This is a genomic window from Dyella sp. EPa41 (assembly GCF_016586165.1).
Lineage (GTDB): Bacteria > Pseudomonadota > Gammaproteobacteria > Xanthomonadales > Rhodanobacteraceae > Dyella.
In genome coordinates, this window is sequence record NZ_BCPR01000109.1 from 1 (window position 1) to 11,703 (window position 11,703).

Genomic DNA, 11,703 nt, shown 5'->3' on the forward strand with positions numbered 1-11,703 from the left:
GAAGGCCTATTTTCTTTGGGTTACTTTTCTTTTGGGCCAGCAAAAGAAAAGTGACTCGGCGGCCGGCAGGACGTCGAAACGCCCGCTGCGTAAGCGGCACGCTGGCGGTAGCGGAGCTACCGAAGGCAACACCCCGCTCTCACAAGAACCACAACCATGCAGCCCACCGCAAAAGGCCGTCGCGCCTAGGGTGCGCTCCTACAGGGGGGCGAGAGCCTGGGCGCGAGAGAGGACTACATCGCCCCCTGCGCCGCAAAATACCTTGCCGGCGGCTGCCCAAAACTCCTGCGAAACATCGCCACGAACGCGCTGACACTCGCATAGCCCAGCGCATCCGCCACCGCGGATACCGCCTCGCCGTCGGCCAGGCGCTCCAAGCCCCGCGACAACCTCGCCAGTTGTCGCCACTGCGCAAAACTCAAGGCCGTTTCGCTGCGGAACAGCCGGCTCAGGCTACGTGGCGACAGACCCGCCCAGGCGGCCCATTCCTCCAGGCTGCGGTTGTCCTCGGGACGTTCGACCAAGGCCACCGCAATGCGCAACGCGCGACGATCCAGTGGCATCGGCAGGTGCAGCGGCTCGCGCTGCGCGCGGCAGATTTCTTCCAGCAGCACGGCGGTGATGCGTTGCTGGCTTTCGTCGAGTTCCGTCGCCCACACCCACGAACTGGCGCGGCGTACCAGCGCGCGCATCAGTTCGGTGACGCCGATGACGCACGGTTCGGCGGGCAGGCAACCGCATTCCGGCGGGATGACGAAGACGCCCCAGCCGCTCATGCGGCCACTGAGGGTGACGGTGTGCTCCACGCCAGGCGGCATCCAGCCGGCGCGATGGGGTGGCAGCAGCCAGGAACCCTGGGCGGTGCGCACGTGCACCAGGCCGCTCTCCACGCAGTACAGCTGGCCGCGCGCGTGCGAGTGCCAGCCGTAGTCGCGGGTGCCTTCGTCGTATTCGCTGGAGGCCTCGCCCTCGGTCCAATAGGCGATCAGCGAGGGACCGTCGGTGCGTTCGATCAGCGCGTGGAACTGCGCCTCGTCCTTCTCGGTGACATGACCCATGGCCGGTTCTCGACAAACTTTGACCAAATAACGCTAACAGTATTTGGCCGAGGTGCCTAACATGCGGGGCTCGTCCCCCACCGCTGCCGTCGCTGGCGGTGTCGAAAGTGCCGTCGGCGCGCCGTGGAGTGTCCGCCATCGATATCCCCGGGTTCCGCCGCGAGCGGAGCCTTGATCTGGCCCGGTCACGCCCGCACGCCAAGGATCGTCCTAGTTTCAGTAGCGGCGGCACGCCAGAGTGCCGCAAGGGAGAGGCTGAGCATGTCGACAATCTTCGCCAGGGCGCCCAGCGCCGATATCCGTGTCACGCCGCTGGAGGCGTTCGTGGCCTGCGCCCACCAGATGCTCGATCCCGCCACGCCGGAAACCGTGCGGCGGGCCATGGAGCCTCGCTTGCTGGCGCTGCTGCCGGCCTTGCGGGCGCTGGGCGTATTCGAGCTGTTCGAAGTCCGGGATCCGGCCTTGCGGACCTGGCTGGAGGACGAGATGGGGGTCCAGGCGGGCTAGCCTGAAATTTTGCCGTAACAAATGCATCCCTGAATATATTTGCCTTGACAAATATTATTCCGGCAATAGAATGCGCGGACCATGAGCCCCGCAAACTCCTCCCTCTCCTACCAAAAGGACAGCATCGGCGTCCTGATCGGGCTGGTTCGCAGCGAGCTGGTCCGCGCCATGGAAGCCGAACTGCAGGCGTCCGGCGTGGAACTGCGTTTCACCCAGTTCCTGATCCTCAAGCGCCTGGCCCTGATGGGCCCGATGTCGGCGAGTGAACTGGCCCGGTCGGTGGAGCTCGACGGCGGCGCCATGACGCGCCAGCTCGATCAGCTGGAGGGCCGCGGCCTGCTGCGCCGGCAGCCGCATGAACAGGACCGGCGCGCGCTGCGCATCGAGCTGACGCCGCTGGGGCGCACGACCTGGGAGCAGATGACGCCTTGCAACGACCGCGTGCTGAAGGCGGCACAAAAGGCGCTGGATGCCACCGAGCGAGAGCAGCTGCGTGACTACCTGGAGCGCGTCCTCACGGCGCTCCGTGACAAGAACTGACGTTTCACTTTTCCTGGAAACCAAGCCCATGCGTCTGCAAATCCTTGCGGCAGCCACCGGCCTTTCCCTCGCGCTGGCGGGTTGCGTCAGCAGCGGTGGCCTCCACCCGGAAGGCACGCTGACCGATGCGACCACGCTCAAGAGCGATCGCAGCCTGTCCGGCGCCACGCTTTCCCCCGCCGCCTGGCCCGCCAATGACTGGTGGACGGGCCTGGGTGATCCCCAGCTCAGCGCCCTGATCGCCGAAGCGCTGAAGGACAACCCCTCCCTCGCCATCGCCGATGCCCGTGCCCGCCAGGCGCAGGCCGAGGCTGGCGCGGCCGATGCCGAGCGTGGCCCCACCGTCAATGCCGGCGCCAACGTGATCGGCCAGCGCCTGCCGTTGACCGCCGCGCCGCCGGAACTCGGCGGCGGCCACTTCACCTGGTTCAAGGATGCCCGCGTCGGCCTCAGCTGGGGCCTGGACCTGTGGGGCGGCAAGCGCGCCGCGTGGGAAGCCGCCGTCGGCCAGCAGCACGCCGCCGAGATCGAGCAGCAGGCGGCGCGCATCGAACTGTCCACCAACGTGGCCCGCGCCTACGTGCAGCTGGCCTACGCCTACGCCCAGCAGGACGTGGCCAAGGCCGAGCATGAGCGCGCCACCACCGCGCGCCAGCTGACCCAGCAGCGCGTCGCCGCCGGCGTCGACAACCAGCTGCAGCTGAAGCAGAGCGACACCGAAGTGGCCAACGCCGACCAGCGCCTCGCCGCGTCCAGCCGCGCCATCGATGCCGCGCGTTCGTCGCTGTCGGTGCTGCTTGGCAAGGGCCCGGACCGCGGCATGGACATCACCCGGCCGCAGGCGCTGGAGCCGGCCGCGCTGGCGGTGCCGGCCGATCTTCCGACCGAACTGCTCGGCCATCGCGCCGACCTCGTCGCCGCGCGCTGGCGCGTCGAATCGGCCGGCAAGGAGATCAAGGTCGCCAAGACGCAGTTCATGCCGAACGTCAGCATCAGCGCGATGGCCGGCGTGGCCGCCTTCGGCAGCATCAACCCGCTGCAGCTGCCGGCGCGCTTCTACACCTTCGGCCCGTCGCTGAGCCTGCCGATCTTCGATGGCGGCCGCCTGCGTTCGAACCTCGCCGGCAAGGACGCGCAGTACGACGAAGCCGTGGCCCAGTACAACCAGACGCTGGTGCGCGCGGTGAACGAAGTGGCCGACGACTACGACGCCGTGCAGTCCGCGCAGGAACAGGTCGCCGCCCAGCAGCGCGCGGTCGATGCCGCCACGCAGGCGTGGCAGTTGTCCGAGCAGCGCTACAAGGCCGGCGTGGGCAGCTACCTCGAATCGCTGATCGTGCGCCAGCAGCTGCTCGGTGCGCAGCAGCGCATGGCCGACCTCAAGGCGCAGCAGGTCGACTACGCCGTGCAATTGATCCAGGCGCTCGGCGGCGGCTTCCGTCCGCAGGGCGACGCGGCCAACGTCGCCGTCCAATCTTCCCCCGAACATTCGCTCTGAAGGCTCATCCCCCATGTCTAGCCCAACCCCGAACGCGGCCGACAACGTGGCCGTTCAACCCCCGAAGAGTCGCCGCGGCTTCCTGCTGCGGGCGCTGGTCGTGGTGCTGGTGATCGCCGGCCTCGGCTGGGGCCTGTGGTACTTCCTCGAAGGCCGCTGGTACGAAGAAACCGATGACGCCTACGTCAACGGCAACGTCGTGCAGATCACCCCGCAGGTGCCCGGCTCCGTGGTGACCATCGGCGCCGATGACGGCGACCTGGTGCACGCCGGCGACGTGCTGGTGAAGCTCGACCCGGCCGATGCCGACGTCGCGCTGCAGCAGGCCCGCGCCAACCTCGCCAGCACCGTGCGCAAGGTGCGCGGCCTGTACAGCAACGTGAGTGGCGCGCAGGCCGAAGTGGCCGTGCGCAAGGTGGCCGTGGACAAGGCCCAGGCCGACTACAACCGTCGTCGCGATCTCGCCAAGAGCGGCGCCATTTCCGCCGAAGAGCTGTCGCACGCGCTCGACGCGCTGACCAGCGCGCAGAGCGGCCTCACCACCGCGCAGCAGCAGTTGCAGACCAACAAGGTGCTGGTGGACGACACCGTCGTCGCCTCGCACCCGGACGTCCAGACGGCCGCCGCCCGCCTGCGTGCGGCCTACCTCGACGATGTCCGCACCTCGATCGTCGCGCCGGTGGACGGCTACGTCGCCAAGCGCTCGGTGCAGCTGGGCCAACGCGTCGCGCCGGGCACGCCGCTGATGGCGGTGGTGCCGCTGCGTGAAGTGTGGATCGACGCCAACTTCAAGGAGACCCAGCTCTCCAGCATGCGCATCGGCCAGCCGGTGGAAATCCGCGCCGACGTGTACGGCGGCAAGGTGTCCTACCAGGGCAAGGTCGAGAGCCTGGGCGTGGGCACGGGCAGCGCGTTCTCGCTTCTGCCGGCGCAGAACGCCACCGGCAACTGGATCAAGATCGTGCAGCGCGTGCCGGTGCGCGTGTTCTTCACCGACGCCAGGCAGCTCGAGGAACACCCGCTGCGCATCGGCCTGTCGACCAAGGTGGAAGTGAACCTGCATGACCAGAGCGGCCCGCTGCTCGCCAAGCAGGCGCCCGCCCAGCCCGCGTTCACCACGGATGTCTACAAGCAGCAGCTGGCCAAGGCCGACGGCATGATCGCCGAGATCATCCACGCCAACATGGCGGGCGAAGCCCACGAGAAGCAGTAAGCAAGCGATGGTCGTGGAGGCGGGTGCCTCCACGCCGACCGCAGCAACCATTCGAAGCGTCATTCCGGCGCAGGCCGGAATCCAGTAGCGACACGGCGTGAAGTCGCCCGTGCGAATCGCCACTGAAGCCACTGGATTCCGGCCTGCGCCGGAATGACGAGCAGGAACAGAGGCCGCTTCGCGCGTTTCGGAGCAGCCAGAACCCCCATCCCGCAGGTATTCCGTGCGATGAGCAGTGAATTTCGTCCACCCAACCTCGCGCTGACCACCGTCGGCCTGTCGTTGGCGACCTTCATGCAGGTGCTGGACACGACGATCGCCAACGTGTCCCTGCCGACGATCGCCGGCAACCTCGGCGTGAGCGTCAACCAGAGCACCTGGGTCATCACCTCCTTCGCGGTGAGCATGGCGATCTCGCTGCCCTTGACCGGCTTCCTCACGCGCCGCTTCGGCGAAGTGAAGATGTTCATCTGGTCGACGCTGCTGTTCTCGATGGCGTCGTTCCTGTGCGGCATCGCGCAGAGCATGCCGATGCTGATCCTGTTCCGCGCCATCCAGGGCGCGGTGGCGGGCCCGATGTATCCGGTCACGCAAAGCCTGCTGATCTCGATCTATCCACCCGCCAAACGCGGCATGGCGCTGGCGCTGCTCGCGATGGTGACCGTGGTCGCGCCGATCGCCGGACCGATCCTGGGCGGCTGGATCACCGACAACTATTCCTGGCCGTGGATCTTCTTCATCAACGTGCCCATCGGCATCTTTGCCAGCATGGTGGTCGGTAACCAGATGAAGCTGCGCGTCGACACGACCTCGCGGCCGAAGGTGGACTACGTGGGCCTGTTCACGTTGATCATCGGCGTGGGCGCGTTGCAGATCGTGCTGGACAAGGGCAACGACGAAGACTGGTTCAATTCCACGTTCATCGTGGTCACCAGCATCGTGTCGGCCGTGGCGCTGGCGGTCTTCCTGATCTGGGAGCTCACCGACGAGGAGCCCATCGTCAACCTGCGCCTGCTGCGCCATCACAACTTCCGCATCGGCACCATCGCGCTGGTGCTGGCCTACGCCGCGTTCTTCGCCATCGGCCTGCTGGTGCCGCAATGGCTGCAGCGGAACATGGGCTATACCTCGACGTGGGCAGGCTTCGCCGCCGCGCCGTTGGGCATTCTTCCGGTGATGCTGACTTTCATCGTCGGCAAGTACGCCTCGCGCACCGACATGCGCCTGCTGTCCTCGTGCGCATTCCTGGTGATGGGCGCCACCTGCTTCATGCGTTCGGACTTCTTCCTGCAGGTGGATTTCTGGCACGTGGCCGGCGTGCAGCTGTTCCAGGGGCTGGGCGTGGCGCTGTTCTTCATGCCGGTGACCACCATCCTGCTGTCGGACCTGCAGCCCAACGAGATCGCCGCGGGCGGCGGCCTGGCTACCTTCCTGCGTACGCTGGGCGCGAGCTTCTCGGCCTCGCTCACCACCTTCCTGTGGGACCACCGCGCGATCGTGCACCACGCCCACCTCATCGAGCATTTCTCGCCCTACGACACCGCGGCACAGTCCACGCTGCAGTCGGCCGGCATCAGCGGCCAGGCGGGCAATGCGCTGCTCGACCAGATGATCACGCAGCAGGGCTACCAGATCTCGTTCAACGAGGTGTTCCACATGCTTGGCTGGGTGTTCCTCAGCCTGATCGTGGTGGTGTGGCTGGCGCGTCCGCCGTTCAGCGCCAAGGCCGGCCCCGGCGCGGATCACTGATCGGCCGGGCGGCGGCGCATTACGGCCATCCGGACGTCCAAAACGAAACGGCCCCGTTCGGGGCCGTTGTCGTCTTTGCGCGGCCTTGCCGTTTCAGAGGTTGAAGGCCAGGCCGACCAGGGCCATGGTTTCGCCGCGGTTGGAGCCATCCAGGCCCGCGTTGGAGATATGGCGGACCTGGACGGTCCAGTGGTCGCCCTGCCAGCCCACCGAATTGACGAATTCGCCGGCGCTGCTCAACGCGAGCGTGCGGCCGGTCTGCGCGGCCACTTGGGCCGTCCAGAACAGGTGGTGGTACCAGTCGCCTTCGCCGCCCACGCGGAAGCGGGCTCCGCCGGCGGCCAGCCAGATGTTGTCCGATACCTTGTTGCCGTAGCGGGCGACGCTGCGCCCGTCGATGTAACCCACGGACACGTCAGGCGCCCAGCTGAAACCGGAGCTGCCGATGGGGTGTTCGTTGAACACGGCTTCCACGAAGCCGGTGCTGGTCCAGTAGCCGTCCGAATAGCTGCGGCCACCTTCGACCTCGATGCGGGGACCCGCGAAGGCGGCGGCGGAAAGGCCCATCAGGGCCAGCGCAACAGCGCTGCGTAGCAAGGGGGATTGCATGTGCTTTTCTTCTTGACTTGGGGAAGGGGGGTTTTAATGCACCGCATAGTTTATTAACTTACTGCACCGACTGGTACTAGAAATAGGTCGGATCGACGCAACACTGTGTTGCGCAGGCAGCAAAAGATGGCGGCAACCCCACGTCCCTGTTGGGATCACGATGTCTCACTCACCGTGAAATCAACGCGGAAAACGCCATAAAGATTCGAGAACCCGGTAGCGGCCTTCACATGGAGCCAAGGCCTGGCGGCCGTATTGACGGCGCTTTTTAACCCGGGCATTATTCGCTCCACTTTCATCCGGGTAATAAATATGGCTCAGAAGAACGAGCAGGCCAGTGTCGCCTTTGATGGCCATCGCCGGATTGCCTCCGGCAACCTGGCCAAGGTGGCCTTGGCCGCCAAACATGCCGTCGAACAAGGGGCGACCGGCCCCGTGCTGATCTTCGACAACGGCAGTGGCCGGCAGGTCGACGTGGATTTGCGCGGCAGCGACGCCGAGGTGGTGGCACGCTTGCCCGCCGGCGGGGAAGCCGAAGCGCCGGTGGCGCGCGGCCCGGGCCGGCCGAAGCTGGGCGTGGTGGCGCGGGAGGTCACCCTGCTGCCGCGCCACTGGGATTGGCTGGCCGAGCAATCCGGCGGAGCGTCGGCGACGCTGCGGCGGCTGGTGGACGAAGCGCGCCGCGCCAACGGCGGTCGCGACCGCAACCGCCAGGCGGGCGAGGCGGTCGACCGCTTCATGCTTGCGATGGCCGGCGACCTGCCACACTACGAAGAAGCATCCCGCGCGTTCTGGCGCAAGGAGCGCGAGCGCTTCGCCGAGTTGACGGATGCATGGCCCGTCGATGTGCGCGAGCATGTGCGCCATCTGGCCAGCCGCGCCTGGGATGACGCCTACGCCGACGCATAGGCAGGCACGTCGTACCTACCACTTCACCCTTTGCGGAACAAACACGCGATGTCATCCCTTGCCGCCAGGCAACCCCTGCTCACCGAAGGCCCGATCGCCCGGAGCCTGCTGATGTTCGCGCTGCCCATCCTGGGCAGCACCGTGCTGCAGTCGCTCAACGGGTCGGTCAATGCCATGTGGATCGGCCACTACCTCGGCGAGGCGGCGCTCACCGCGGTAAGCAACGCCAACCTCATCCTGTTCCTGCTGCTTGGCGCGGTGTTCGGCCTGAGCATGGCGTGCACCATCCTGATCGGCCAGAGCCTGGGCGCGCGCAACCTGCTGGAGGCCAGGCGCGTGGTCGGCACCGGCGTCACGTTCTTCGTGTCGGTGTCGGTGCTGGTCGCCATCGGTGGTTACCTTGCGACGCCATGGATGCTGGCCGCGCTCAACACGCCAGCCGATGCGCAGGCCTTCGCCGTGCCCTACCTGCGCATCATCTTCGTGGCCGTGCCGTCGATGTACTTCTACAACTTCCTGATGATGACGCTGCGCGGCGCGGGTGATTCGCGCACGCCCTTCATCTTCATGGGGCTGTCGGTGCTGCTGGACATCGTGTTCAACCCGTTGCTGATCTTCGGCGTGGGCCCGTTTCCCAAGCTCGGCATCGCCGGCTCCGCCACCTCGACGCTGATCGCGCAGACGGTGGCGCTGATCGCCCTGCTCACCACGCTGTACGTGCGCAAGCATTTCCTGCGCCTGACGCGTGCGGAGCTCGGCTTTCTCAAGCCGGACAGGGAGATCCTGCGCGCCCTGGTCTTCAAGGGCCTGCCCATGGGGCTGCAGATGATCGTGATATCGACCTCGGCGATGATCATGATCCACATGGTCAACGGCTACGGTTCCAAGACCACCGCCGCGTACGGCGCGGCGACGCAGCTGTGGACCTACGTGCAGATGCCGGCGATGGCGATCGGCGCGGCGGTGTCGTCGATGGCCGCGCAGAACGTGGGCGCGCGATTGTGGGACCGCGTCAGCCGCATCACCCGCGTGGGCGTGCTCTACAACTTCGTGCTCAGCGGGGCGCTGATCGCCCTGATCTACGTGTTCAACCACGGCGCGCTGAACCTGTTCCTGCCCAACGATGCCGAGGCGCTGACACTGGCGCAGCACCTCAACGGCATCGCGGTATGGTCCTTCATGTTCTTCGGCGTCACCTTCGTGCTGTTCGGCGTGGTGCGCTCCACCGGCGCGGTCATGCCGCCGCTGGTGATCCTGTTCATCTCGATGTGGCTGATTCGCCCGCCGTTTGCGCTCGCACTGGCGCCATCGCTGGGTGCCGATTCGATCTGGTGGAGCTTTCCGCTGGGTTCGCTCGCCTCGATGCTGATGGCGATGGGCTACTACAAGTGGGGCGGCTGGCGCCGCGCGCACATGTTGTCCAAGCCGATCGAAATGGCCGAAGACAAGGCCGCCACTGCCGGCCAGCAGGCGCCGACGACCGGCCAGGGCGTGCCCGCTTCGGCGGACTGACTCACCGGCGTTGCCATGCCGCTGTCATCCGCACCACCTAGCGTGGCCGGATGACACGCGTGAACTTCTCGCGCCGCCAGTTCCTGCGCGGCCTGCTGGACGCGACGGGCGTGGCCGTCGCGGCCGACGTCGGCCTGCTGGCCTGGTCCGCGCCAGCCATGCCCGGCACCATGGCGATGCCCCGGCTCGCCGCACCGAACGTGCCGCTGGTGAACCCCGTCACGCTCGCCCGCTTCGTCGATCCCTTGCCGATACCGGCGGTGATGAAGCCCGCCGGCCGGCGCGCGCATCCGGCCTATCCAGGCCAATCGCTGCCCTGCTACCGCATGGAGATGCGCGCGTTCCGCGCGTCGCTGCATCGCGACCTGCCGCCCACGCCGCTGTGGGGCTACGGTGGTTCGTTCCCCGGCCCGACGCTGGAAGCACGCCGCGACGAACCGCTGCTGGTGGAATGGGTCAACGCGCTGCCCGGACAGCATTTCCTGCCGATCGACCACAACATCCATGGTGCCGAGCGCAGCAAGCCCGACGTGCGCACCGTCGCTCACGTGCATGGCGCGCGCGCGCCGGCGGCGAGCGACGGTTATCCCGAGGAATGGTTCGCGCCGGGCCATTCGGCGCTGTTCCATTACCCCAACGCGCAGGACGCGGCGACGCTGTGGTATCACGACCACGCCATGGGCATCACCCGGCTGAACATCTACGCGGGCCTGCTGGGCGCGTATCTCGTGCGCGACGATGTGGAGGCCTCGCTCGGGCTGCCGTCGGGCGATTGCGACCTGCCGCTGATCCTGTGCGATCGCCTGATCGCACAGGACGGCCAGCTCTACTACCCGGTGTCCGACGACCCGCAGGCGCCGTGGGTTTCCGAATGCCAGGGCAACGCCATCCTGTGCAACGGCAAGCTTTATCCCTTCCTCGAGGTGGAGCCGCGGCGTTATCGCCTTCGCCTGATCAACGCGGCGAACACGCGTCATTACATGCTTGCGCTATCGACCGGCCAGCCATTCCAGCAGATCGCCAGCGACCAGGGCCTGCTGGGCGCACCGGTGCCGCGACCGCGTGTGGAGCTCTACCCGGCGGAGCGCGCCGACGTGGTGGTGGATTTCGCCGGCATGGACGGCAAACGCGTGCAACTGCGGCAGCAATCGGAAGCCATTTTGGAATTCCGCGTGCGCGATCGCGGTCGTCGCGACACGGTGGCGCTGCCTGCGAGACTGCGCGACGTCGAGCGGATCGCGCCGGCAAGCGCGGTGCGCGATCGTGTGCTTACGCTGGGCGAGCAGGACGATGCCGGCGGCAATCCCATGATGATGATGCTCGGCGGCAGGCACTGGTCGGCGCCGATCACCGAGGATCCGCGCCAGAACACCGTGGAAATCTGGAGCCTGGTGAACCTCACCGGCGACGTGCATCCCATCCACCTGCACCTCGTGCGCTTCCAGGTGCTCGAGCGGCGGCCGTTCGACCTGTTCGCGTGGAACGCTTCCAAGACCTTGAAGTACACCGGGCCGGCGCTGCCGCCGCCGGCGCATGAGATGGGGTGGAAGGATACGGTGCGCGCGGACCCGGGGTTTGTCACGCGCATCATCGCGAGGTTCGAAGGGGAGCCGGGGCGATATGTGTGGCATTGCCACATGCTGGAGCATGAGGACAACGAGATGATGCGGCCGTTTCAGCTGTTGCCCGCCTAACGCGGCAACCCTTCGCCCCCCCTTTCTTTTTTTGTAGGAGCGCACCCTGTGCACGACAGCCTTTCGCGCCTGTCTGCACGTCAATTGCTCTTGTGAAAGCGGGTTATTGCCTTCGGTAGCTCCGCTACCGCGAGCATGCCGCCTACGCGGCGGGCGTTTCGATCCCCTGCCGGCGCTCGAGTCACTTTTCTTTTGCTGGCCCAAAAGAAAAGTAACCCAAAGAAAATGGCCTTGAGAGCCAAGGCTCATGGCAGTACGGGGGGATAGGAGCGTCGGACGACTGAGGCCAGCCGGATAGGCTCGTTACTACCTCGAACGGAGCCGCTACACCGCAATGCGTCGTAGCGAAGAGGACTCAAGGCAACGTCGTTGAGCCGTGAGGGAATCTATTCGCGCCGCACCGCCGTTTTTCTC

The 11,703-nt window shown here is 66.6% G+C and carries 10 protein-coding genes; 8 read left to right on the forward strand and 2 right to left on the reverse strand.

What is annotated here, in order from left to right; translation table 11 throughout:
- Positions 1-233: 233 nt before the first annotated feature.
- Positions 234-1,058: a helix-turn-helix transcriptional regulator gene (locus JMF82_RS20665; RefSeq protein ID WP_201316413.1), complete on the reverse strand. Its 825-nt coding sequence runs from the start codon at positions 1,056-1,058 to the stop codon at positions 234-236.
- A 261-nt stretch (positions 1,059-1,319) separates the two neighbouring features.
- Between JMF82_RS20665 and JMF82_RS20670 the strand changes: the two genes are divergently transcribed.
- The 5 genes from JMF82_RS20670 (at position 1,320) to JMF82_RS20690 (ending at position 6,565) form a co-directional block, all read left to right on the forward strand.
- Positions 1,320-1,565 (forward strand): hypothetical protein, encoded by a 246-nt coding sequence (locus tag JMF82_RS20670; RefSeq protein WP_201316414.1) that lies wholly within the window; start codon positions 1,320-1,322, stop codon positions 1,563-1,565.
- 168 nt (positions 1,566-1,733) lie between these two features.
- On the forward strand, positions 1,734-2,105 hold the full coding sequence (locus JMF82_RS20675; protein ID WP_201316422.1) for a MarR family transcriptional regulator: 372 nt from the start codon (positions 1,734-1,736) through the stop codon (positions 2,103-2,105).
- A 28-nt stretch (positions 2,106-2,133) separates the two neighbouring features.
- On the forward strand, positions 2,134-3,603 hold the full coding sequence (locus tag JMF82_RS20680; RefSeq protein ID WP_201316415.1) for an efflux transporter outer membrane subunit: 1,470 nt from the start codon (positions 2,134-2,136) through the stop codon (positions 3,601-3,603).
- Between the two features lie 13 nt (positions 3,604-3,616).
- On the forward strand, positions 3,617-4,816 hold the full coding sequence (locus JMF82_RS20685; protein WP_201316416.1) for an efflux RND transporter periplasmic adaptor subunit: 1,200 nt from the start codon (positions 3,617-3,619) through the stop codon (positions 4,814-4,816).
- 228 nt (positions 4,817-5,044) lie between these two features.
- Positions 5,045-6,565, forward strand: coding sequence for a DHA2 family efflux MFS transporter permease subunit (locus JMF82_RS20690; RefSeq protein ID WP_201316417.1), 1,521 nt, complete (start codon positions 5,045-5,047; stop codon positions 6,563-6,565).
- Between the two features lie 93 nt (positions 6,566-6,658).
- Here the strand turns inward: JMF82_RS20690 and JMF82_RS20695 are convergent, their stop codons facing one another.
- Entirely contained in the window at positions 6,659-7,174 is a 516-nt protein-coding gene (locus tag JMF82_RS20695; protein ID WP_201316418.1) for a lipid A 3-O-deacylase, read from the reverse strand.
- Between the two features lie 312 nt (positions 7,175-7,486).
- Here JMF82_RS20695 and JMF82_RS20700 point away from each other — a divergent pair, with 312 nt between their 5' ends.
- Genes JMF82_RS20700 through JMF82_RS20710 form a run of 3 tightly spaced genes read left to right on the forward strand, consistent with a single transcriptional unit; the run spans position 7,487 to position 11,289 of the window.
- The gene (locus tag JMF82_RS20700; protein ID WP_201316419.1) at positions 7,487-8,083 is read left to right on the forward strand and encodes a DUF2239 family protein; all 597 of its coding nucleotides are present in this window, start codon (positions 7,487-7,489) and stop codon (positions 8,081-8,083) included.
- 48 nt (positions 8,084-8,131) lie between these two features.
- Positions 8,132-9,595 (forward strand): MATE family efflux transporter, encoded by a 1,464-nt coding sequence (locus JMF82_RS20705; protein ID WP_201316420.1) that lies wholly within the window; start codon positions 8,132-8,134, stop codon positions 9,593-9,595.
- 50 nt (positions 9,596-9,645) lie between these two features.
- Positions 9,646-11,289, forward strand: a complete 1,644-nt coding sequence (locus tag JMF82_RS20710) for a multicopper oxidase domain-containing protein (RefSeq protein WP_236585605.1) — start codon at positions 9,646-9,648, stop codon at positions 11,287-11,289.
- Positions 11,290-11,703: the final 414 nt, after the last annotated feature.

Coding starts and splice junctions, on each gene's coding strand:
- JMF82_RS20665 (WP_201316413.1), bottom strand. CDS start 1,058: ATGGGTCATGTCACCGAGAAGGACGAGGCGCAGTTCCACGCGCTGATC.
- JMF82_RS20670 (WP_201316414.1), top strand. CDS start 1,320: ATGTCGACAATCTTCGCCAGGGCGCCCAGCGCCGATATCCGTGTCACG.
- JMF82_RS20675 (WP_201316422.1), top strand. CDS start 1,734: ATGGAAGCCGAACTGCAGGCGTCCGGCGTGGAACTGCGTTTCACCCAG.
- JMF82_RS20680 (WP_201316415.1), top strand. CDS start 2,134: ATGCGTCTGCAAATCCTTGCGGCAGCCACCGGCCTTTCCCTCGCGCTG.
- JMF82_RS20685 (WP_201316416.1), top strand. CDS start 3,617: ATGTCTAGCCCAACCCCGAACGCGGCCGACAACGTGGCCGTTCAACCC.
- JMF82_RS20690 (WP_201316417.1), top strand. CDS start 5,045: ATGAGCAGTGAATTTCGTCCACCCAACCTCGCGCTGACCACCGTCGGC.
- JMF82_RS20695 (WP_201316418.1), bottom strand. CDS start 7,174: ATGCAATCCCCCTTGCTACGCAGCGCTGTTGCGCTGGCCCTGATGGGC.
- JMF82_RS20700 (WP_201316419.1), top strand. CDS start 7,487: ATGGCTCAGAAGAACGAGCAGGCCAGTGTCGCCTTTGATGGCCATCGC.
- JMF82_RS20705 (WP_201316420.1), top strand. CDS start 8,132: ATGTCATCCCTTGCCGCCAGGCAACCCCTGCTCACCGAAGGCCCGATC.
- JMF82_RS20710 (WP_236585605.1), top strand. CDS start 9,646: ATGACACGCGTGAACTTCTCGCGCCGCCAGTTCCTGCGCGGCCTGCTG.